We start from the raw sequence: 21,290 nt of genomic DNA, 5'->3' as shown, positions 1-21,290 counted from the left end.
AGGCGCTCGCCCGGGAAAGTTCCCCCCACAGGGGGCACAGGGGGCTTACGACACGCATCGTGCGCCTCCCGTGCGCCCTATGTCGACACAGAACCTTCCTTCGATAGGCTGTACTCAACCCACCGCCGCATATGCCGCGGTCCCGCGTCGTCTCCGTGGTCCGGACCATGGCCCGGAGAGGCTCGGAGGGGTTAGGGAAGCGGCCGGCCACCCTGGTCGGCGGCGATCCCAGGGGTTTTGCACGTCATCGAATGTCATTCGACAGTCTTCGACAGCCACCGTCACAGTCCTCAGCTCAAGGAGAGTCATCGAGCGATGGCCGGTCCCGCCTTCCGCGCCGCCGCCGTCCGGGTGCGCGTCCCCGCCACCAGCGCCAATCTCGGTCCGGGCTTCGACGCCCTCGGCCTCGCGCTGGGCCTGTACGACGACATCGTCGTCCGGGTGGCCGACGCCGGGCTGCACATCGACATCGCCGGCGAGGGCGGTGAAACCCTCCCCCGCGACGAGAACCATCTGCTCGTACGCTCCCTGCGTACCGCCTTCGACCTGCTCGGCGGACAGCCGCGCGGCCTGGAGATCGTCTGCGCCAACCGCATTCCGCACGGCCGTGGCCTGGGCTCCTCCTCCGCCGCCATCTGCGCCGGAATCGTCGCCGCCCGCGCCGTGACCATAGGCGCCGAGGCCAGGCTCGACGACACCGCGCTGCTCGAACTCGCCACCGAGATCGAGGGCCACCCCGACAATGTCGCGGCCTGTCTGCTGGGCGGCTTCACCCTCTCCTGGATGGAGAGCGGCGCGGCCCGCGCGATCAGGATGGAGCCCGCCGAATCCGTCGTGCCGGTGGTGTTCGTACCCGGCAAACCCGTTCTCACCGAGACCGCGCGCGGCCTGCTGCCGCGCACCGTGCCGCATGTCGACGCCGCCGCCAACGCGGGCCGTGCCGCCCTGCTCGTAGAGGCTCTGACCAGGCGTCCCGAACTGCTGCTGCCCGCCACCGAGGACCGTCTGCACCAGGAGTACCGCGCCCCCGCCATGCCCGAGAGCGCGGCGCTGGTCGAGCGGCTGCGCGCGGACGGCGTCCCCGCGGTGATCTCCGGCGCCGGACCCACCGTCATGGCGCTGGCCGACGCGGACACCGCCGACAAGGTCGAAGCGCTGGCCGGCAACGACTGGGCCGCCAACCGGCTCAGCCTCGATCTGCGGGGAGCGAGCGTGCTCCCGCTCGCCGCCTGACACACGGTTGCCGGACAAGGAGAGGGGGAATGTTTGTTGGATCCGGTAGTGTTAACCTCAAGTCTGCACCCGACCCCACCATGGCGAGGTGCCTCGTGTCCCCGCTCGGGACAGACATTCTTCCGGGAGCCCCCCAAGCCCAACTGTGTTCTCTGCTTCGTACGCGAGCAGTACGTCGTACGCGGACACTGAACGGCCCGCCGGGCACGCTCCGGAACCGGTGCGACCACGCCACGTGACACTGGATGCCACGGCTCGGGGAAGCGCCATCACCAGATATTTCTTCCGCCGTCGAGGCGGACCACCGCCCCGGCACGGTTCGCACAGCAAGAACCGAAGCCGGACAGCACAACCGGTCGCCGAGCCAGACAGGCCGACGTCCGCTCCAGGGAAGGACCCTTCGTGAGCGACACCACCGATCTGATGGGCGCACGTGTCGAGGAGACCGCTGCCGCGCCCGCCACGGACGCCTCCGCGCCTGCCAGCGGTGCCGGCTCCCGGCGGCGCCGGGGCACCGGCCTCGAGGGCATGGTGCTGGCCGAGCTTCAGCAGGTCGCATCCGGCCTCGGCATCAGGGGCACCGCGCGTATGCGCAAGAGCCAGCTGATCGAGGTCATCAAGGAGGCGCAGGCGTCGGGCGGCTCCGCCGCGCCGAAGAGCGAGGCCCCGGCCGAGGCGGTGGAGACCAAGCCCAAGCGTCGCGCCACCTCCCGGACCCGTACGGGCGACACCGCCGAGAAGAAGTCCGCCGCCGAGGCCCCCGCCGAACAGGCCACCGCCCAGCAGCAGATCGACATTCCCGGCCAGCCCTCCCCGAAGGCCTCCGCCCCGGCCGAGACGGCTCCGGCCGAGCAGGCCCCCGCCACGCGTCGCCGTCGAGCCACCGCGGACGCGGGCGCTCCGGTCGCCGCGGCCGAGCAGGCTCCCGCCGAGGCGAAGAGCGACGCGAAGGCCGAGGGCCAGGCGCAGTCGCAGCAGTCCCCGTCGCAGGACGACACCAAGTCCGACCACGACGGCGGTGACGCCCGCCGCCGTGACCGCCGCGAGCGCGGCCGTGACCGCACCGACCGTGGTGACCGCACCGACCGTGGTGAGCGCGGCGACCGTGGCGACCGCAACGACCGTGGTGAGCGCGGCGATCGGGGCGACCGCGGGGACCGTCGAGGCAAGAGCGACGACCAGCAGCAGAGCCAGGGCGGCCAGGGCCGTCAGCAGAGCCAGCAGCAGGGCGGCGGCCGCCAGGACGACGGTTACGACGACGACGGAAGCGGCCGGCGCGGCCGGCGCGGACGCTACCGCGACCGTCGCGGCCGGCGCGGTCGTGACGAGGTGCAGGAGCCGCAGATCGCCGAGGACGACGTCCTGATCCCGGTCGCGGGCATCCTCGACATCCTCGACAACTACGCGTTCATCCGGACCTCCGGCTACCTGCCCGGCCCGAACGACGTGTACGTCTCCCTCGCCCAGGTCCGCAAGAACGGCCTGCGCAAGGGCGACCACCTCACCGGCGCGGTGCGGCAGCCGAAGGAGGGCGAGCGGCGCGAGAAGTTCAACGCGCTGGTCCGCCTCGACTCCGTCAACGGCATGGCGCCCGAACACGGCCGCGGCCGCCCGGAGTTCAACAAGCTCACCCCGCTGTACCCGCAGGACCGCCTCCGTCTGGAGACCGACCCCGGTGTCCTCACCACGCGGATCATCGACCTCGTGTCGCCGATCGGCAAGGGCCAGCGCGGTCTGATCGTGGCCCCGCCGAAGACCGGCAAGACCATGATCATGCAGGCGGTCGCCAACGCGATCACGCACAACAACCCCGAGTGCCACCTGATGGTCGTTCTCGTCGACGAGCGTCCGGAAGAGGTCACCGACATGCAGCGGTCGGTGAAGGGCGAGGTCATCTCCTCGACCTTCGACCGCCCGGCCGAGGACCACACCACGGTCGCCGAGCTCGCCATCGAGCGCGCCAAGCGTCTGGTGGAGCTGGGCCACGACGTCGTCGTGCTGCTCGACTCGATCACGCGTCTGGGCCGTGCGTACAACCTCGCCGCCCCGGCCTCCGGCCGCATCCTGTCCGGTGGTGTCGACTCGACGGCGCTGTACCCGCCGAAGCGCTTCTTCGGTGCGGCCCGCAACATCGAGGACGGCGGTTCGCTGACCATCCTCGCCACCGCCCTGGTGGACACCGGGTCCCGCATGGACGAGGTGATCTTCGAGGAGTTCAAGGGCACCGGCAACATGGAGCTCAAGCTCGACCGGAAGCTCGCCGACAAGCGCATCTTCCCCGCGGTGGACGTCGACGCGTCCGGCACCCGCAAGGAGGAGATCCTGCTCGGCAGCGACGAGCTGGCCGTCACCTGGAAGCTCCGCCGGGTGCTGCACGCGCTCGACTCCCAGCAGGCGATCGAGCTGCTTCTCGACAAGATGAAGCAGACGAAGTCGAACGGCGAGTTCCTGCTGCAGATCCAGAAGACGACGCCGACGCCGGGCAACGGCGACTGACGTTCGTCCTGCCCGTCTCACCACAAGGGCCGCTTCCCGGACGTCCGGGAAGCGGCCCTTGTGGTCCGGCACGTGGTTTCGGGGCCGGAGGGGGTACCCGGGCGGACGGGAGCTGAGAAGCCTATGTCTGCCGAGAGCGCACACCGGACCGGACGTCCCCGGGCCGGGGACGGCCGCCGAAGGTGGCGGCGGGGCACGAAGGTCGTGGCCTGGACAGCGGCCGCCCTTGTCGCCCTCGGCGGTGCCGGCATCGGGTACGTGTACGTCACGCTCAACGGCAACCTCAGGAGCGTCGACATCGACCGGATACTCGGCTCCGACCGGCCCGAGAAGGCCGACGACGGCTCCGAGAACATCCTCGTCCTCGGTTCCGACACCCGCTCCGGCCGCAACAAGGAGCTCGGCGGTGGCACCGACGACGGCACGGCCCGCTCCGACACCGCGATGATCGTGCACGTCCACGAGGGACGGGACGAGGCCTCCGTGGTGTCCGTTCCGCGTGACACCCTCGTCGACCGCCCCGAGTGCACCGACACCGAGGGGGGTGCCCACCCCGCCGCGAACGGCGTGATGTTCAACTCCGCGTACACCACGGGCGGGGCCGCCTGCGCCGTGAAGACCGTCGAGTCGATGACCGACCTGCGCATGGACCACTACCTGGAGGTCGACTTCAGCGGCTTCCGGGAGCTCGTCGACAAGCTGGGCGGCGTCGAGATCACCACCACCAAGGACATCGACGACCCCGACAGCCACCTGGAGCTCGCCGCCGGCACCCACCGGCTCGACGGCGTACAGTCCCTCGGCCTGGTCCGCACCCGGCACGGCGTCGGTGACGGCTCCGACCTCGGCCGCATCCAGCTCCAGCAGGCCTTCGTCAGGGCCCTGGCCCGGCAGGTGAGCGACATCGGCCTGCTCACCGACCCCAAGAAGCTCTACGACATCGCCGACACGGCCACCAGGGCCCTCACCACCGACTCCAGTCTGGGCTCGGTGAACTCCCTGATGGCCTTCGCGGGCGGCCTGAGGGACATCGGCCCCGCCGGCCTGCACATGGTGACCATGCCGGTACGGTACGACCCCGCCGACCCCAACCGGGTCGTTCCCGAGCCGGGGAAGGCGCGGCTGGTCTGGGACGCCCTGAGGAACGACGAGCCGATCCCGGGGGCGGTCACGGACCACACGGCCACCGGTGATGCCAAGGGCGTCGTCAGCGCCCCGTGAGCACCGTCCCGAGAGTCGCCCCCGCAAGCCCGCCGCCCCCGGAGAGCCGCAGTCACCGCCCTGGAGAGCCGCCGTCACCGCCCCGGGAACAAATGACGGCAGCCCTCGGTTTTGGGGGATGGCACCAGTCCTGGCAGACTGGTACGTCGGTTCCGGTTCACGCTCCCGCATCCCGCGGCTGCGACCCGGCGCCCTCCCGAACCTAGGAGTCACCTTGAAGCGCGACATCCACCCCGCGTACGTCGAGACGCAGGTCAGCTGCACCTGCGGTGCGCAGTTCACCACCCGCAGCACCATCGAGTCCGGCACCGTCCGGGCCGAGGTCTGCTCCGAGTGCCACCCGTTCTACACGGGCAAGCAGAAGATCCTCGACACCGGTGGCCGTGTGGCCCGCTTCGAGGCCCGCTTCGGCAAGGCCGCCGGCTCCAAGAAGTAGCGAGCCCCATTTCGCCGGTCCACGGCCGCGACTCCTCTCCCCGCGCAGGTGGGAGGGGCCGCGTGCCGGGACCGGCGTTTTTGGTCGCCCCTCTTCCCCTTTCCCACGCAGTAGCAGGAGCCCAAGATGTTCGAGGCCGTCGAGGAACTCGTCACCGAGCACGCCGACCTGGAGACGAAGCTCGCCGACCCGTCGGTCCACGCCGACCAGGCCAACGCGCGCAGGCTGAACAAGCGCTACGCCGAACTCACCCCGATCGTCACCACGTACCGCTCCTTCAAGCAGACGGGTGACGACATCGAGACCGCGCGTGAACTGGCCGCCGACGACCCGGACTTCGCCGCCGAGCTCAAGGACCTGGAGAAGCAGCGCGAGGAGCTCACCGAGAAGCTCCGCCTGCTGCTGGTCCCGCGCGACCCCAGCGACGACAAGGACGTCATCCTCGAGGTCAAGGCGGGCGCGGGCGGCGACGAGTCCGCCCTGTTCGCCGGTGACCTGCTGCGCATGTACCTGCGGTACGCCGAGCGCGTGGGCTGGAAGACCGAGATCATCGATGCCACCGAGTCCGAGCTGGGCGGCTACAAGGACGTCCAGGTCGCCGTGAAGACCAAGGGCGGCCAGGGTGCCACCGAGCCCGGCCAGGGCGTGTGGGCCCGGCTGAAGTACGAGGGCGGCGTGCACCGCGTGCAGCGGGTGCCGGCCACCGAGTCCCAGGGCCGCATCCACACCTCCGCGGCGGGTGTCCTGGTGACGCCCGAGGCGGAGGAGATCGACGTCGAGATCAACCCGAACGACCTGCGGATCGACGTCTACCGCTCCTCCGGCCCCGGCGGGCAGTCCGTCAACACCACCGACTCCGCCGTGCGCATCACGCACCTCCCGACCGGAGTCGTCGCCTCCTGCCAGAACGAGAAGAGCCAGCTGCAGAACAAGGAGCAGGCGCTGCGTATCCTGCGCTCCAGGCTGCTCGCGGCGGCACAGGAGGAGGCGGAGAAGGAGGCCGCGGACGCCCGGCGCAGCCAGGTCCGCACCGTCGACCGCTCCGAGAAGATCCGCACCTACAACTTCCCGGAGAACCGCATCTCGGACCATCGCGTCGGGTTCAAGGCGTACAACCTGGACCAGGTCCTGGACGGCGACCTGAACGCGGTGATCCAGGCCTGTGTCGACGCGGACTCGGCCGCCAAACTCGCCGCAGCATGACGCCGGCCCACCGGGCCTGAGTACCGGGCCCGGACACCGGGCCGCCGCACCGGCCGTACGAGAACTTCGGAGGATGAGCGTGCAGCAACATCGTGGGGGGCGACCCCCGAGCCCCCGCAGCGTGCTGCTCGCGGAGGTGGCCCAGGCCACCCAGCGGCTCGCCGACGCCGGCGTGCCCTCGCCGCGCACCGACGCGGAGGAGCTCGCCGCGTTCGTGCACGACGTCAAGCGCGGCGCACTGCACACGGTGCGGGACGCCGACTTCGACGCCCGCTACTGGGAGGTCGTCGCCCGCCGCGAGGCGCGCGAACCGCTCCAGCACATCACCGGGCACGCCTACTTCCGCTACCTCGAACTCCAGGTGGGGCCCGGGGTGTTCGTGCCGCGCCCGGAGACCGAGTCGGTCGTCGGCTGGGCCATAGACGCGGTACGGGCCATGGACGTCGTCGAGCCGTGCGTCGTCGACCTGTGCACCGGTTCGGGCGCCATCGCGCTCGCCCTCGCGCAGGAGGTGCCGCGATCCCGCGTGTACGCCGTGGAGCTGTCCGAGGACGCCCTCGTGTGGACCCGCAAGAACGTGGAGGGCTCGCGCGTCGAGCTGCGCCAGGGAGACGCCCTGACGGCCTTCCCGGACCTCGACGGCCAGGTCGACCTGGTGATCTCCAACCCGCCGTACATCCCGCTCACCGAATGGGAGTACGTCGCCCCCGAGGCGCGCGACCACGACCCCGAGCTGGCCCTGTTCTCCGGCGAGGACGGCCTTCAGCTCATCCGGGGCCTGGAACGCACCGCGCACCGCCTGCTGCGTCCCGGTGGCGTGGTCGTCGTCGAGCACGCCGACACCCAGGGCGGCCAGGTGCCGTGGATCTTCGCCGAGGACCGCGGCTGGACCGACGCCGCCGACCACCCCGACCTGAACAACCGGCCCCGGTTCGCCACCGCCCGCAAGGCGCTGCCGTGAACGTCCGGCAGACTTCAACCACCCCAGCCGCATGTGTACGAGGAGGCCCGCCAGATGGCTCGGCGATACGACACCAACGACGCGACCGATCGCGCGACCGGTCTGCGTGAAGCCGCGTCCGCCGTCCGTCGCGGCGAGCTCGTGGTGCTGCCGACGGACACCGTCTACGGCATCGGCGCCGACGCGTTCACCGGGGAGGCCGTCGCCGACCTCCTGGAGGCCAAGGGGCGCGGCCGCAACATGCCCACTCCCGTGCTCATCGGCTCCCCGAACACCCTGCACGGCCTCGTCACGGACTTCTCCGAGCAGGCCTGGGAACTGGTCGACGCGTTCTGGCCGGGTGCGCTGACCCTGGTCGCCCGGCACCAGCCGTCCCTCCAGTGGGACCTCGGGGACACCCGCGGCACGGTCGCCGTACGGATGCCGCTGCACCCGGTCGCCATCGAGCTGCTCACCGAGGTCGGCCCGATGGCCGTCTCCTCGGCCAATCTGACGGGTCACCCCGCGCCGGAGAACTGCGACGCGGCGCAGGAGATGCTCGGCGACTCCGTCTCGGTCTACCTCGACGGCGGGCCCACCCCGGGCATCGTCCCCTCGTCGATCGTCGACGTCACGCGCCCCGTGCCCGTGCTGCTGCGCGAAGGCGCCCTCTCGCCGGAGGAGCTGCGCAAAGTGGTACCCGACCTCGAGGTGGCGAATTGACGGCCCCCGAGTCGGGGCGTGGCATAGGCAACGGGGTACGCGGCGCGGAGGAGACGACGACCTTCGGGTTTCCGCGCGACACCTTCCGCATCCTCCATGTCAGCACCGGAAACGTCTGCCGCTCGCCCATCACCGAGCGGCTGACCCGGCATTTCGTCAGCCAGCGGCTGGGCATCCTGGGCGGCGGGCTGATCGTGGAGAGCGCGGGCACCTGGGGTCACGAGGGCGCGCCGATGGAGTCCCACGCGGAGACCGTGCTGGCCGACTTCGGTGCGGACGCCTCCGGATTCGTCGGCCGTGAACTGCTGGACGATCATGTGATCCGCGCCGACCTGGTGCTGACCGCGACCCGTGACCACCGCGCCCAGGTCATCTCCATGGGCCACTCGGCGGGCCTGCGCACCTTCACGCTGAAGGAGTTCACCCGCCTGGTGAACGCGATCGACCCGGCGACCCTGCCCCCGCTGGACGAGGGCCTGGTCATGCGCGCCCGCGCCCTGGTCCGCGCCGCCGCCGCACTACGCGGGTGGCTGCTGGCCCCGACCGCCGAGGCGGACGAGGTCTACGACCCGTACGGGGCGCCCCTGCCGTTCTTCCGCTCCATCGGCGACGAGATACATCAGGCCCTGGACCCGGTCGTCACCGCCCTCACCGGCGTCCCCACCCGCGCCTGACCGCCCTGCTCGGGGCGCCCGACCGTCCTGCTCGGGCCACCGGCGTGCCCCGCACGAGCCGTCAGGGACGTCCCGGGCGTGAGCGGGTCGTGAGGACGCTGTCCCCCGGGTGGTGTGTCCTGGGTTCCCCGGGAGGGTGTGGCAGCCGAGCGCAGTGAGGGTGGCGGGCCTACATTGGTCGTACGTCAGCGTCGACGTCCGGGAGCCCACCATGACGGTCACCCATGCCCCCGAGGCCGATGTCCTGCGCCGGCAGGACCCCGAACTCGCCGGGATCCTGCACGCCGAGCGCGAGCGGCAGGCGACCACACTCCAACTGATCGCCGCCGAGAACTTCACCTCGCCCGCCGTGCTGGCCGCCCTCGGCTCACCGCTCGCCAACAAGTACGCCGAGGGATACCCGGGCGCCCGGCACCACGGTGGCTGCGAGATCGTCGACGTCGCCGAACGCCTCGCCGTCGAGCGGGCCAAGGCACTCTTCGGCGCCGACCACGCCAACGTCCAGGCCCACTCCGGATCGTCGGCCGTGCTGGCCGCCTATGCCGCCCTGCTGCGCCCCGGGGACACCGTCCTCGCCCTCGGCCTGGCCCACGGCGGCCACCTCACCCACGGCTCGCCCGCGAACTTCTCCGGCCGCTGGTTCGACTTCGTCGGCTACGGCGTGGACGCCGAGACCGGCCTGATGGACCACGCGCAGGTCCGCGCCCTCGCCCGTACCCACCGCCCCAAGGCGATCGTCTGCGGCTCCATCGCCTACCCCCGCCATGTCGACCACGCCTTCTTCCGCGAGGTCGCCGACGAGGTGGGCGCCTACCTCATCGCGGACGCCGCGCACCCCATCGGCCTCGTCGCCGGGGGAGCCGCCCCCAGCCCGGTCCCGTACGCGGACATCGTCTGCGCGACCACGCACAAGGTGCTGCGCGGGCCGCGCGGCGGCATGCTCCTGTGCGGCGCGGAGCTGGCCGAACGGGTCGACCGCGCGGTCTTCCCCTTCACCCAGGGCGGGGCCCAGATGCACACCGTCGCCGCCAAGGCGGTCGCCTTCGGGGAGGCGGCGACCCCGGCCTTCGCCGCGTACGCCCACCAGGTGGTCGCCAACGCGCGGGCCCTCGCCGGAAGCCTGGCCGACGAGGGACTGGTCGTCACCACCGGCGGCACGGACACCCACCTGATCACCGCCGACCCGGCCCCGCTCGGCGTCGGCGGGCGCGATGCCCGCGGCCGGCTCGCGGCGGCCGGACTCGTCCTGGACTGCTGCGCCCTGCCGCACGCCGACGACCGCGGACTGCGCCTGGGCACCGCGGCGGTGACCACGCAGGGCATGGGGGAGCCGGAGATGACGCTGATCGCCGGGCTGCTGGCGAGCGTCCTGCGGGGCGGCACCGATCCGGCGCGGGCCCGCGCGGACGTACGCGAACTGACCGCGGCCTTCCCGCCCTATCCGTATCCCGGCTGAGACCGGCTGAGACCGGCTGGGACCGACTGGGACGTCCCCGGCCGTCCGCGGTTTCGTACCGTATCGGTGCCGATGCGGGGTAGGCGCACCGCGTGCCCGGGCGTCCGCACAGCCGCACGTGCAACCATCGTCGCTACCCGGAAGTCCTCACCCGTATGCATCCCTCGCTAGGGTGTGAAGCTGTGATGGCCAGCGAGACCTGTGGGGAAGCCCGTGCGTGAATACCTGCTGACGCTCTGCATCACGGCCGCGGTGACGTACCTGCTGACCGGGCCGGTACGGAAATTCGCGATCGTGGCGGGGGCGATGCCGGAGATCCGGGCACGTGACGTGCACCGGGAACCCACTCCGCGGCTCGGCGGGATCGCCATGTTCTTCGGACTGTGCGCGGGACTGCTGGTCGCCGACCACCTCACCAACCTCAGCCAGCTCTTCGACGAGTCCAACGAGCCGCGGGCGCTGCTCTCCGGGGCGGCGCTGATCTGGCTGATCGGTGTGCTGGACGACAAGTTCGAGATCGACGCCCTGATCAAGCTGGGCGGGCAGATGATCGCCGCCGGTGTGATGGTCATGCAGGGTCTGACGATCCTGTGGCTGCCCATCCCCGGTGTCGGCTCGGTCGCGCTCACCCAGTGGCAGGGCACGCTGCTCACCGTCGCCCTGGTCGTCATCACCATCAACGCGGTCAACTTCGTCGACGGCCTGGACGGTCTCGCGGCCGGCATGGTGTGCATCGCGGGGGCGGCGTTCTTCCTGTACGCGTACCGCATCTGGTACTCGTACGGCATCGAGGCGGCCGCCCCGGCGACGCTGTTCTCGGCGATCCTGATGGGCATGTGCCTGGGCTTCCTGCCCCACAACATGCATCCCGCGCGGATCTTCATGGGCGACTCCGGCTCCATGCTGATCGGTCTCGTCCTCGCCGCCGGTGCGATCTCCATCACAGGCCAGGTCGACCCGGACGCGCTGAACCTGTACGCGGGCGGGGAGAAGGAGGCCGTGCACCAGACGGTGCCGGTCTACATCCCGCTGCTGCTGCCACTGACGATCATCGCGGTGCCGGCCGCCGACCTGATCCTGGCCATCGTGCGGCGCACCTGGCACGGCCAGTCGCCGTTCGCGGCGGACCGGGGCCATCTGCACCACCGCCTGCTGGAGATCGGCCACTCGCACAGCAGGGCCGTGATGATCATGTACTTCTGGTCGGCGCTGATCGGCTTCGGAGCGCTCGCCTACTCGGTCAACTCGGCTTCCATGTGGATCGTGTTGAGCGTGGTCATCCTGAGCGCCCTCGGTCTGCTGCTGCTCCTGCTGCCCCGGTTCACCCCGCGCGCCCCGATGTGGGCGCAGCGCATCGTGCCGCCGCGCTACCGGCGACGCCGGGCCGCCGTGCTCGCCCCGCGGGCGTCCGGGGGGACGGACCCGGGAGCGGCGGCAGGCACGGAGCAGCCCGATGCGGACGAGGACGAGGGCGACGGCGAGCGGACTGCCGCGGCCGGCCGGGGTGCCCCGGTGGCCGCCGGGATCTCCGGCGTCAACGGCGCGACCGCCCTGGGCCACCGCGCACGCCTGGACGACCGGGGGAAAGCCGGGAGCGCCCGCTGAGGGGGCGCGGAGGGAAGGCCACGACCGGAACCCGGTGAGGACCCCGGTACTGGCTCGGGCAGGGTCCGGCGCACAGCACGGCCAAGGTAAGAATCCGACTAGAGCATTGCCAAGTCGTGGGGCCGCGATGGGGTCCTCTTGGGGGTGCGAAGCGCCCCAATACCAGACATTTGCACCCCTCGCTCTCTCCGGCGCGCAGACTCACCCTCAGGTGTGACCTCCCACACGGTCATCAGGTAAAGACTGCATCAAATAGTTTGTGATACCGTTCACGAGTCTCGCCGGACAGAGCCGCTGGACCCTAGTGCGACGGTCCGTCGGTGGGAGGAATTCACCCTTCATCCGGGGATTACGCTCGTCCGTGACGACCCCCCTTTGCCCCCTGTTTTAAAGCGGAGTTGCCGCCATGCCGTCCCATGACGCCCGGAACCTTCTGCAGTGCGCTGTACCCACAGCCGCTGCCGGTGCGGTCACCGTTGCCGTCAGTGCCGCGGTGGCCGGAGGCAAGGGTGCGCTCGGGGCGGGAGTGGGGGCGTTGCTGGCCATCCTCTTCATGGGGGTCGGTCTGTACGTCCTGCAGTGGACGGCGAGGTCGCTCCCGCAGCTCTTCCAGGGCATGGGGTTGATGCTCTACGTCGCACAGCTCCTGCTGCTCCTGATCTTCGTCTCCCTCTTCCGGGACACCTCCCTCTTCAACCCGAGGACGTTCGCGGCCGGACTCGTCGTCGCGACCGTCGTGTGGATGGCCGCACAGGCCCGTGCGCACATGAAGGCCAAGATCTTCTACGTCGATCCGGACTCGGAGAAGAGTGACAAGTCCAAGAAGTCCGGCCCGTCGTCGTGACGAGTAGGGGTGCGATAAACGCCGTGCGGAAGTCCTGCTATCGTCCGGTGCCAACTGCGGCGTCGCGGGCGTGGGCGTCTGAGCTGACGCCGGCACCATCGCGAGGCTCGATGCCCCACAGCCGCCCCCACATCCGTAACACCTGTCCGGTGCCGCCCCGCGGCTGCGCGCCGCGCCGACACAACGAGGTTGCCGTACCTATGCGTCACGCCGAAGGAGTCCGTGGTGAGTGCTGACCAGACCCAGCTCGCCTTTGACTGGAGCTGTCGGATCATGGCCGACAACGGGTGTGGTTTTCCTGCTCCGGGCCTGCACTCGTTCCTCTTCCAGCCGATTGCGACTGTCGGAGGGTTCGAGTTCAACAAGGTGATGCTGCTCGCGCTCATCACCACCGTCCTCGTCGTCGGCTTCTTCTGGGCGGCCTTCGGCAAGGCGAAGGTGGTGCCGGGCAAGCTGCAGATGGTCGGTGAGGCCGGCTACGACTTCGTCCGCCGCGGCATCGTCTACGAGACGCTCGGCAAGAAGGAGGGCGAGAAGTACGTCCCCCTGATGGTCTCGCTGTTCTTCTTCATCTGGATCATGAACATCTGGTCCGTGATCCCGCTGGCGCAGTTCCCGGTGTCGTCGATCATCGCCTTCCCCGCGGTGCTCGCCGTGATCGTCTACCTGGTGTGGCTGAGCATCACGTTCAAGAAGCACGGCTTCGCCGGCGGCTTCAAGAACCTCACCGGCTACGACAAGTCGCTCGGCCCGGTGCTGCCGCTCGTCGTGGTCATCGAGTTCTTCTCGAACGTCCTCGTCCGGCCCTTCACCCACGCGGTCCGGCTGTTCGCCAACATGTTCGCCGGTCACCTGCTGCTCGTGATGTTCACCGTCGCCAGCTGGTACCTGCTGAACAGCTACATGATCCCGGCAGCGGGAGTCTCGTTCCTCATGACCATCGTCATGATCCTCTTCGAGCTCTTCGTGCAGGCCGTCCAGGCATACGTCTTCGTACTCCTTGCCTGCTCCTACGTTCAGGGCGCTCTCGCCGAGCAGCACTGAGCCACCCCTCACCACCCCCAGTCGTCCGGTGGCCAACCCCCACCGGTTCGTTACAGAGAAGGAAGATCCAGCATGGCTGCCACTGAGACCCTTGCCGCTGTCTCCGGTTCTGTCGGTTCCATCGGTTACGGCCTCGCGGCCATCGGCCCCGGCATCGGCATCGGCATCATCTTCGGCAACGGCACCCAGGCCATGGCCCGTCAGCCCGAGGCCGCCGGCCTGATCCGCGCCAACCAGATCCTCGGCTTCGCCTTCTGTGAGGCGCTCGCCCTCATCGGCATCGTCATGCCGTTCGTGTTCGGCCAGTAAGACTTCCTTACTCACCGGCACGTTAGAGACGAAAGGCACTGATGTGATCGCCAACCTGGTACAGCTGGCGGCCGGCGAGGAGCAGAACCCGCTCCTGCCGCCGGGCCCCGAGCTGCTCGTCGGCACCATCGCCTTCGCCATCGTGTTCTTCTTCTTCTGGAAGAAGCTGCTCCCGAACATCAACAAGGTTCTAGAGGAGCGCCGCACGGCGATCGAAGGCGGTATCGAAGAAGCCGAGGCCATGCAGACCGAGGCCCAGAGCGTGCTCGAGCAGTACAAGGCTCAGCTCGCCGAGGCCCGGCACGAGGCCGCGCGCCTGCGCCAGGAGGCGCAGGAGCAGGGCGCCACGCTCATCGCCGAGATGCGCGCGGAAGGCCAGCGGCAGCGCGAGGAGATCGTCGCCGCCGGTCACTCGCAGATCGAGGCCGACCGCAAGACCGCCGCGTCCGCGCTGCGCCAGGACGTCGGCAAGCTCGCCACCGACCTGGCCGGCAAGCTCGTCGGCGAGTCCCTCGAGGACCACGCCCGGCAGAGCCGTGTGATCGACCGCTTCCTCGACGACCTCGACCAGAAGGCCGAGGCCGCACGATGAACGGAGCGAGCCGCGAGGCCCTGGCCGCCGCACGCGAGCGTCTTGACGCGCTGACGGACTCCACCTCGGTGGACGCCGGCTCGCTGGCCGAAGAGCTGGCCTCCGTCACCGCGCTGCTCCACCGCGAGGTGTCGCTGCGCCGGGTCCTCACCGACCCGGCGCAGGACGGCGAGGCCAAGGCCGACCTGGCCCGGCGCCTGCTCGGCACCCAGCTCGGCGGCAGCGCCGTCGACCTGGTCTCCGGCATGGTGCGTTCCCGCTGGTCGCAGTCCCGCGACCTGGTGGACGCGCTGGAGGAGCTGGCCGACCTCGCCGACCTCACCGCCGCGCAGAGGGCGGGCACGCTCGACAGCGTCGAGGACGAGCTGTTCCGGTTCGGCCGGATCGTCTCCTCGAGCAACGAGCTGCGCGCCGCGCTGACCGACCGCAAGGCCACCACCGCCGCCAAGAGCGAGCTGATCAACAGCCTGCTCGGTCGCAGGGCGGACGCGACCACCGGGCGACTGGTGACGCGTCTGGTCACCGCGCCCCGGGGACGTAGCCTGGAATCGGGACTCCAGTCCCTGTCCAAGCTCGCCGCCGAGCGCCGCGACCGCATGGTGGCCGTCGTCACCTCCGCGGTGCCGCTGAGCGACACGCAGAAGCAGCGCCTCGGCGCCGGCCTCGCGAAGCTCTACGGCCGCCGCATGCACCTCAACCTCGACGTGGACCCTGAGGTCCTCGGCGGGATGCGGGTGCAGGTCGGTGACGAGATCATCAACGGCTCCCTCGCGGACCGGCTGGAGGACGCGAGCCGCCGACTGGCGAGCTAGCTCCGACGCGGCGGTCGCATCCACGCGACGGGCGCGGCAACTGAACACGTAGTACGTACCTACGGCCCTGGTTGGGCCGTGCAGAGGATTCACCTCTTTCCGGGGGGAGTCCCCGACTCGTGGAATACCCCCAAAGTGAAACTTCGGGCCCAACAAGGAGAGCAGGGAACTCAGATGGCGGAGCTCACGATCCGGCCGGAGGAGATCCGGGACGCGCTGGAGAACTTCGTCCAGTCGTACAAGCCGGACGCGGCCTCGCGCGAGGAAGTCGGCACGGTCACCGTCGCCGGCGACGGCATCGCCAAGATCGAGGGCCTTCCCTCGGCCATGGCGAACGAGCTGCTGAAGTTCGAGGACGGCACCCTCGGCCTCGCCCTCAACCTCGAGGAGCGCGAGATCGGTGCCGTCGTCCTCGGTGAGTTCAGCGGTATCGAGGAGGGCCAGCCGGTCTCCCGCACCGGCGAGGTCCTGTCCGTCGCCGTGGGCGAGGGCTACCTCGGCCGCGTGGTCGACCCGCTCGGCAACCCGATCGACGGCCTCGGCGAGATCGAGACCGAGGGCCGCCGCGCCCTCGAACTGCAGGCCCCCACGGTCATGGACCGCAAGTCGGTGCACGAGCCGATGGAGACGGGCTACAAGGCCGTCGACGCCATGACCCCGGTCGGCCGCGGCCAGCGTCAGCTGATCATCGGCGACCGCGGCACCGGCAAGACCGCGCTGGCCGTGGACACGATCATCAACCAGCGTGACAACTGGCGCACGGGCGACGTGAACAAGCAGGTCCGCTGCATCTACGTCGCCATCGGCCAGAAGGGCTCCACCATCGCGTCGGTCCGCCGCGCGCTGGAGGAGAACGGCGCCCTGGAGTACACGACCATCGTCGCCTCCCCGGCGTCCGACCCGGCCGGCTTCAAGTACCTGGCGCCGTACACCGGTTCGGCCATCGGCCAGCAGTGGATGTACGAGGGCAAGCACGTCCTGATCATCTTCGACGACCTGTCGAAGCAGGCCGACGCCTACCGCGCCGTGTCCCTGCTGCTGCGCCGCCCGCCGGGCCGTGAGGCCTACCCGGGCGACGTCTTCTACCTGCACTCCCGTCTGCTGGAGCGTTGCGCCAAGCTCTCCGACGAGATGGGTGCCGGCTCGATGACGGGTCTGCCGATCGTCGAGACCAAGGCGAACGACGTGTCGGCGTTCATCCCGACCAACGTCATCTCCATCACCGACGGCCAGTGCTTCCTGGAGTCCGACCTGTTCAACGCCGGTCAGCGTCCGGCCCTGAACGTCGGTATCTCGGTCTCCCGCGTCGGTGGCTCCGCCCAGCACAAGGCGATGAAGCAGGTCTCCGGCCGTCTGCGCCTGGACCTCGCCCAGTACCGTGAGCTGGAGGCGTTCGCCGCCTTCGGTTCCGACCTGGACGCCGCGTCGAAGGCGCAGCTGGAGCGCGGTCAGCGTCTGGTCGAGCTGCTGAAGCAGGACCAGTACCAGCCGCTGGCCACCGAGGACCAGGTCGTCTCCGTCTGGGCCGGTACCACCGGCAAGATGGACGAGGTGCCGGTCGCCGACATCCGCCGCTTCGAGAAGGAACTGCTCGCGTACCTGCACCGCAGCGAGCAGGGCCTCATGACCTCCATCCGCGAGGGCGGCAAGATGTCGGACGACACCCTCCAGGCCGTGGGCGACGCGGTCGCCGCTTTCAAGAAGCAGTTCGAGACGGGCGACGGCAAGCTGCTCGGCGAGGACGCTCCGGCCGCTGCCGCCAAGTGACGTTCAAGGAAGGGACCTGACTCATGGGAGCCCAGCTCCGGGTCTACAAGCGTCGCATCCGATCCGTCACCGCGACCAAGAAGATCACCAAGGCGATGGAGATGATCGCCGCCTCGCGCGTCGTCAAGGCGCAGCGCAAGGTGCGGTCCTCCACGCCGTACGCCGATGAACTGACCCGTGCGGTCACGGCGGTCGGCACCGGTTCGGACGCCAAGCATCCGCTGACGACGGAGGCGGAGAACCCGACGCGTGCCGCGGTCCTGCTCCTCACGAGCGACCGCGGCCTCGCCGGCGCCTTCAACGCCAACGCGATCAAGGCGGCGGAGCAGCTGACCGAGCGTCTCGAGCGTGAGGGCAAGGAGGTCGACACGTACATCGTCGGCCGCCGTGGTCTGGCGCACTACAACTTCCGCGAGCGCACGGTCGCGGAGTCGTTCGCCGGCTTCACCGACGAGCCCTCGTACGCGGACGCCAAGAAGGTCGCGGCGCCGCTGATCGAGGCCATCGAGAAGGAGACGGCGGACGGCGGTGTGGACGAACTCCACATCGTCTACACCGAGTTCGTCTCGATGATGACGCAGGCCGCAGTCGACTCCCGGATGCTTCCGCTCCGCCTCGAAGAGGTCGCGGAGGAGACGTCGTCCACCAAGGGCGAGATCCTTCCGCTGTACGACTTCGAGCCCTCGGCGGAGGACGTCCTCGACGCCCTGCTGCCGCGCTACGTGGAGAGCCGCATCTACAACGCGCTGCTCCAGTCGGCCGCTTCGAAGCACGCCGCCACGCGGCGCGCGATGAAGTCGGCCACCGACAACGCGGGCGAGCTGATCAACACGCTCTCCCGCCTTGCCAACGCGGCCCGCCAGGCCGAAATCACCCAGGAAATCAGCGAGATCGTCGGTGGCGCAGGCGCTCTGGCCGACGCAAACGCGGGGAGTGACAATTAATGACCACCACTGTTGAGACCGCGACGGCCACGGGCCGTGTCGCCCGGGTCATCGGCCCGGTCGTCGACGTGGAGTTCCCCGTCGACGCGATGCCGGAGATCTACAACGCCCTGCACGTCGAGGTCGCCGACCCGGCGAACGCGGGCGAGCTCAAGACGCTGACGCTCGAGGTGGCCCAGCACCTGGGCAGCGGCGTGGTGCGCACCGTCTCCATGCAGCCCACCGACGGCCTGGTCCGCCAGGCCCCGGTGACCGACACGGGCTCGGCCATCTCCGTCCCCGTCGGTGACTTCACCAAGGGCAAGGTGTTCAACACCCTCGGTGAGGTGCTGAACAGCGACGAGTCCTACACGGGCGAGCGCTGGCCGATCCACCGCAAGGCGCCGAACTTCGACGAGCTCGAGTCGAAGACCGAGATGTTCGAGACCGGCGTCAAGGTCATCGACCTGCTCACCCCGTACGTCAAGGGTGGAAAGATCGGCCTGTTCGGCGGTGCCGGTGTCGGCAAGACGGTGCTCATCCAGGAGATGATCTACCGCGTCGCCAACAACCACGACGGTGTGTCCGTGTTCGCCGGCGTCGGTGAGCGCACCCGTGAGGGCAACGACCTCATCGACGAGATGAGCGAGTCGGGCGTCATCGACAAGACCGCCCTGGTCTTCGGCCAGATGGACGAGCCCCCGGGCACCCGTCTGCGCGTCGCGCTGGCCGGCCTCACCATGGCCGAGTACTTCCGTGACGTCCAGAAGCAGGACGTGCTGTTCTTCATCGACAACATCTTCCGCTTCACGCAGGCCGGTTCCGAGGTCTCGACCCTGCTCGGCCGTATGCCCTCTGCGGTGGGCTACCAGCCGAACCTGGCCGACGAGATGGGTCTCCTCCAGGAGCGCATCACCTCGACCCGCGGTCACTCGATCACCTCGATGCAGGCGATCTACGTCCCCGCGGACGACCTGACCGACCCGGCCCCGGCCACCACCTTCGCCCACCTCGACGCGACGACGGTGCTCTCCCGTCCGATCTCCGAGAAGGGCATCTACCCGGCCGTGGACCCGCTGGACTCCACGTCCCGCATCCTGGACCCGCGCTACATCGCGCAGGACCACTACGACACGGCCATGCGGGTGAAGAACATCCTGCAGAAGTACAAGGACCTGCAGGACATCATCGCGATCCTCGGTATCGACGAGCTCGGCGAGGAGGACAAGCTCGCCGTCCACCGTGCCCGTCGCGTGGAGCGCTTCCTGTCCCAGAACACCCACGTCGCCAAGCAGTTCACCGGCGTGGACGGTTCGGACGTGTCGCTGGACGAGTCGATCACCGCGTTCAACGCGATCTGCGACGGTGAGTACGACCACTTCCCGGAGCAGGCGTTCTTCCTGTGCGGTGGTATCGAGGACCTGAAGAAGAACGCGAAGGAGCTGGGCGTCTCCTGAGCCCCGTGCTCGAGTGAGAGGGGGGCGGGCACCGTCCCGCCCCCCGATCCACGCCCATTAGACTTGTAACCAACACCCGGCGGATCTGCCGGGTGGTGACCCGAGGAGCCATCTTGGCTGCTGAGCTGCACGTCGCGCTGGTCGCGGCCGACCGAGAGGTCTGGTCCGGCGAGGCCACCCTGGTCGTCGCGCGCACCACGTCCGGCGACATCGGCGTCATGCCCGGTCACCAGCCGCTGCTCGGTGTGCTGGAGTCGGGCCCGGTGACCATCCGCACCAGCGGCGGTGGCACGGTCATCGCCGCGGTGCACGGCGGTTTCATCTCGTTCGCGGACGACAAGCTGTCGCTGCTGGCGGAGATCGCCGAGCTGTCGGAGGAGATCGACGTCCAGCGCGCGGAGCAGGCGCGCGAGCGCGCGAAGTCGGAGGACGACGCTTCGGCGGAGCGCCGCGCGGACGTGCGACTGCGTGCGGCGACGGAGCGCTGAACGACCGAGGTACCTTCCGGGCCGTCTAGGCTCTGGGGGAGCCGTACGATGACGTCACTCAGCCGCGGCTGGGACCGGAGCGATCCGGACCCGGTCGCGGCTGAGGCAGATCTGGATGATTTTTCCGTTCCGTTACCTAGGAGACGAGGAGGTCGGTGTCGATGGTCCTCGCTCTGACTGTGTGCGGAAGTGTCGTGGCTCTCGTGGTGGCGGGCCTCTTCGTCTTCGGTCTGCGCCGCCGCCTCATCCAGCGTTCCGGCGGGACCTTCGACTGCAGCCTGCGCTGGGACGCCCCGCAGCCGGGCGACTCCGACGGCAAGGGCTGGGCGTACGGGGTGGCCCGCTACAACGGCGACCGGGTGGAGTGGTTCCGCGTCTTCTCCTATGCCCTGCGCCCGCGCCGCGTCCTGGAGCGTTCGGCGATCGAGGTGGCCGGCCGCCGGCTGCCCGAGGGCGAGGAGGAACTGGCGCTGCTGTCGGACGCGGTGATCCTCGCCTGTCTGCACCGGGGCAGGCGGCTGGAGCTCGCGATGAGCGACGACGCGCTGACCGGTTTCCTCGCCTGGCTGGAGGCGGCCCCGCCCGGCCAGCGGGTGAACGTCGCGTAGAGCGACGTTCGGGGTCCCGCCGGGTGGGGGTGCCCCCGGCAGCGGAGCTGTTGGGGGAGGGTGAACGTCGCGTAGAGCGACGTTCGGGGTCCCGCTGGGTGGGGGTGCCCCCGGCAGCGGAGCTGTTGGGGGAGGGTGAACGTGGCGTAGCCGGGCGCACATACGCGGGTGCTCCCCCGGACGAGGTCCGGGGGAGCACCGTTGTCACGGACCTGCCGGTTACCTCAGGCCGCTGTCGATGGCGGTGGCCAGCTCACCGTTCGCGGTGTCACCGCTGAACTCCCAGAAGAACGCTCCGCCCAGGCCCTGGTTCTTGGCCCAGGCCATCTTGCTGTTGATGGTGGCGGGGGTGTCGTAGGACCACCAGTTGTTGCCGCAGTGGGCGTACGCCGTGCCGGCGATGGTGCCGGTGGCCGGGCAGCTGTTCTTGAGGATCTTGTAGTCCTCGATGCCGGCCTC

Annotated in this window: 21 protein-coding genes; 20 read left to right on the top strand and 1 reads right to left on the bottom strand. The window is 69.8% G+C overall.

Features of this window, described 5'->3' with window-relative positions:
• Positions 1–315 precede the first annotated feature (315 nt).
• The 20 genes from thrB (at position 316) to ACFP2V_RS18070 (ending at position 20,831) form a co-directional block, all read left to right on the top strand.
• A complete protein-coding gene (gene thrB / locus ACFP2V_RS18165) occupies positions 316–1,233 on the top strand; it encodes a homoserine kinase (RefSeq protein WP_381213016.1) in 918 nt (305 codons plus the stop codon).
• Between the two features lie 402 nt (positions 1,234–1,635).
• Entirely contained in the window at positions 1,636–3,729 is a 2,094-nt protein-coding gene (gene rho / locus ACFP2V_RS18160; RefSeq protein ID WP_381213013.1) for a transcription termination factor Rho, read from the top strand.
• Between the two features lie 123 nt (positions 3,730–3,852).
• Positions 3,853–4,950, top strand: a complete 1,098-nt coding sequence (locus ACFP2V_RS18155) for an LCP family protein (RefSeq protein WP_381213010.1) — start codon at positions 3,853–3,855, stop codon at positions 4,948–4,950.
• Between the two features lie 214 nt (positions 4,951–5,164).
• The gene (gene rpmE / locus ACFP2V_RS18150; RefSeq protein ID WP_381213007.1) at positions 5,165–5,386 is read left to right on the top strand and encodes a 50S ribosomal protein L31; all 222 of its coding nucleotides are present in this window, start codon (positions 5,165–5,167) and stop codon (positions 5,384–5,386) included.
• 126 nt (positions 5,387–5,512) lie between these two features.
• Positions 5,513–6,589, top strand: a complete 1,077-nt coding sequence (gene prfA, locus ACFP2V_RS18145) for a peptide chain release factor 1 (protein WP_381213004.1) — start codon at positions 5,513–5,515, stop codon at positions 6,587–6,589.
• A gap of 73 nt (positions 6,590–6,662) precedes the next feature.
• Positions 6,663–7,550: a peptide chain release factor N(5)-glutamine methyltransferase gene (prmC, locus tag ACFP2V_RS18140; RefSeq protein ID WP_381213001.1), complete on the top strand. Its 888-nt coding sequence runs from the start codon at positions 6,663–6,665 to the stop codon at positions 7,548–7,550.
• A 54-nt stretch (positions 7,551–7,604) separates the two neighbouring features.
• Positions 7,605–8,252, top strand: a complete 648-nt coding sequence (locus tag ACFP2V_RS18135; RefSeq protein WP_055606488.1) for an L-threonylcarbamoyladenylate synthase — start codon at positions 7,605–7,607, stop codon at positions 8,250–8,252.
• A complete protein-coding gene (locus tag ACFP2V_RS18130; RefSeq protein WP_381212997.1) occupies positions 8,249–8,926 on the top strand; it encodes an arsenate reductase/protein-tyrosine-phosphatase family protein in 678 nt (225 codons plus the stop codon). The genes ACFP2V_RS18135 and ACFP2V_RS18130 overlap by 4 nt, the downstream gene beginning before the upstream one ends.
• A gap of 211 nt (positions 8,927–9,137) precedes the next feature.
• Positions 9,138–10,382, top strand: coding sequence for a serine hydroxymethyltransferase (locus ACFP2V_RS18125; protein WP_381212994.1), 1,245 nt, complete (start codon positions 9,138–9,140; stop codon positions 10,380–10,382).
• A 213-nt stretch (positions 10,383–10,595) separates the two neighbouring features.
• The gene (locus ACFP2V_RS18120; RefSeq protein WP_381212991.1) at positions 10,596–11,987 is read left to right on the top strand and encodes an MraY family glycosyltransferase; all 1,392 of its coding nucleotides are present in this window, start codon (positions 10,596–10,598) and stop codon (positions 11,985–11,987) included.
• Positions 11,988–12,393: 406 nt separating this feature from the next.
• Positions 12,394–12,831, top strand: coding sequence for a hypothetical protein (locus ACFP2V_RS18115; RefSeq protein WP_381212988.1), 438 nt, complete (start codon positions 12,394–12,396; stop codon positions 12,829–12,831).
• 273 nt (positions 12,832–13,104) lie between these two features.
• Positions 13,105–13,875 carry a F0F1 ATP synthase subunit A gene (gene atpB, locus ACFP2V_RS18110; protein ID WP_381213181.1) on the top strand — a complete coding sequence of 257 codons (771 nt, stop codon included), beginning with the start codon at positions 13,105–13,107 and terminating at the stop codon, positions 13,873–13,875.
• A 72-nt stretch (positions 13,876–13,947) separates the two neighbouring features.
• Positions 13,948–14,184, top strand: coding sequence for an ATP synthase F0 subunit C (gene atpE / locus ACFP2V_RS18105; RefSeq protein WP_381212985.1), 237 nt, complete (start codon positions 13,948–13,950; stop codon positions 14,182–14,184).
• 43 nt (positions 14,185–14,227) lie between these two features.
• Complete coding sequence (locus ACFP2V_RS18100) at positions 14,228–14,776, top strand: F0F1 ATP synthase subunit B (RefSeq protein ID WP_381212982.1); 549 nt, start codon at positions 14,228–14,230, stop codon at positions 14,774–14,776.
• On the top strand, positions 14,773–15,588 hold the full coding sequence (locus tag ACFP2V_RS18095) for a F0F1 ATP synthase subunit delta (RefSeq protein ID WP_381212977.1): 816 nt from the start codon (positions 14,773–14,775) through the stop codon (positions 15,586–15,588). The genes ACFP2V_RS18100 and ACFP2V_RS18095 overlap by 4 nt, the downstream gene beginning before the upstream one ends.
• 174 nt (positions 15,589–15,762) lie before the next feature.
• Positions 15,763–17,355, top strand: coding sequence for a F0F1 ATP synthase subunit alpha (gene atpA / locus ACFP2V_RS18090; RefSeq protein WP_381212974.1), 1,593 nt, complete (start codon positions 15,763–15,765; stop codon positions 17,353–17,355).
• Between the two features lie 23 nt (positions 17,356–17,378).
• Complete coding sequence (locus ACFP2V_RS18085; protein ID WP_381212971.1) at positions 17,379–18,299, top strand: F0F1 ATP synthase subunit gamma; 921 nt, start codon at positions 17,379–17,381, stop codon at positions 18,297–18,299.
• On the top strand, positions 18,299–19,735 hold the full coding sequence (gene atpD, locus ACFP2V_RS18080) for a F0F1 ATP synthase subunit beta (RefSeq protein WP_381212968.1): 1,437 nt from the start codon (positions 18,299–18,301) through the stop codon (positions 19,733–19,735). Before ACFP2V_RS18085 ends, atpD begins: the two co-directional genes overlap by 1 nt.
• Positions 19,736–19,848: 113 nt before the next feature.
• Positions 19,849–20,223 (top strand): F0F1 ATP synthase subunit epsilon, encoded by a 375-nt coding sequence (locus tag ACFP2V_RS18075; protein WP_381212965.1) that lies wholly within the window; start codon positions 19,849–19,851, stop codon positions 20,221–20,223.
• A 161-nt stretch (positions 20,224–20,384) separates the two neighbouring features.
• On the top strand, positions 20,385–20,831 hold the full coding sequence (locus tag ACFP2V_RS18070; RefSeq protein ID WP_381212962.1) for a DUF2550 domain-containing protein: 447 nt from the start codon (positions 20,385–20,387) through the stop codon (positions 20,829–20,831).
• A gap of 219 nt (positions 20,832–21,050) precedes the next feature.
• On the opposite strand, the gene ACFP2V_RS18065 is transcribed toward ACFP2V_RS18070, so the two are convergent.
• Positions 21,051–21,290, bottom strand: a 240-nt coding sequence (locus ACFP2V_RS18065) for a glycosyl hydrolase family 18 protein (protein ID WP_381212959.1), incomplete at its 5' end; no start/stop codon positions are given.

The sequence above is a fragment of the Streptomyces incanus genome (assembly GCF_042656345.1).
In the GTDB taxonomy this organism is placed as follows: domain Bacteria; phylum Actinomycetota; class Actinomycetes; order Streptomycetales; family Streptomycetaceae; genus Streptomyces; species Streptomyces incanus.
The sequence above is the reverse complement of the archived record's forward strand: the minus strand, read 5'-3'. Positions and strand labels throughout refer to the sequence as shown.

Bases quoted from the DNA above. Each gene is read 5' to 3' on its own strand.
- thrB (WP_381213016.1), top strand. From the start codon at position 316: ATGGCCGGTCCCGCCTTCCGCGCCGCCGCCGTCCGGGTGCGCGTCCCC.
- ACFP2V_RS18155 (WP_381213010.1), top strand. From the start codon at position 3,853: ATGTCTGCCGAGAGCGCACACCGGACCGGACGTCCCCGGGCCGGGGAC.
- prfA (WP_381213004.1), top strand. From the start codon at position 5,513: ATGTTCGAGGCCGTCGAGGAACTCGTCACCGAGCACGCCGACCTGGAG.
- prmC (WP_381213001.1), top strand. From the start codon at position 6,663: ATGAGCGTGCAGCAACATCGTGGGGGGCGACCCCCGAGCCCCCGCAGC.
- ACFP2V_RS18135 (WP_055606488.1), top strand. From the start codon at position 7,605: ATGGCTCGGCGATACGACACCAACGACGCGACCGATCGCGCGACCGGT.
- ACFP2V_RS18125 (WP_381212994.1), top strand. From the start codon at position 9,138: ATGACGGTCACCCATGCCCCCGAGGCCGATGTCCTGCGCCGGCAGGAC.
- ACFP2V_RS18115 (WP_381212988.1), top strand. From the start codon at position 12,394: ATGCCGTCCCATGACGCCCGGAACCTTCTGCAGTGCGCTGTACCCACA.
- atpB (WP_381213181.1), top strand. From the start codon at position 13,105: ATGGCCGACAACGGGTGTGGTTTTCCTGCTCCGGGCCTGCACTCGTTC.
- atpE (WP_381212985.1), top strand. From the start codon at position 13,948: ATGGCTGCCACTGAGACCCTTGCCGCTGTCTCCGGTTCTGTCGGTTCC.
- ACFP2V_RS18095 (WP_381212977.1), top strand. From the start codon at position 14,773: ATGAACGGAGCGAGCCGCGAGGCCCTGGCCGCCGCACGCGAGCGTCTT.
- atpA (WP_381212974.1), top strand. From the start codon at position 15,763: ATGGCGGAGCTCACGATCCGGCCGGAGGAGATCCGGGACGCGCTGGAG.
- ACFP2V_RS18085 (WP_381212971.1), top strand. From the start codon at position 17,379: ATGGGAGCCCAGCTCCGGGTCTACAAGCGTCGCATCCGATCCGTCACC.
- atpD (WP_381212968.1), top strand. From the start codon at position 18,299: ATGACCACCACTGTTGAGACCGCGACGGCCACGGGCCGTGTCGCCCGG.
- ACFP2V_RS18070 (WP_381212962.1), top strand. From the start codon at position 20,385: ATGGTCCTCGCTCTGACTGTGTGCGGAAGTGTCGTGGCTCTCGTGGTG.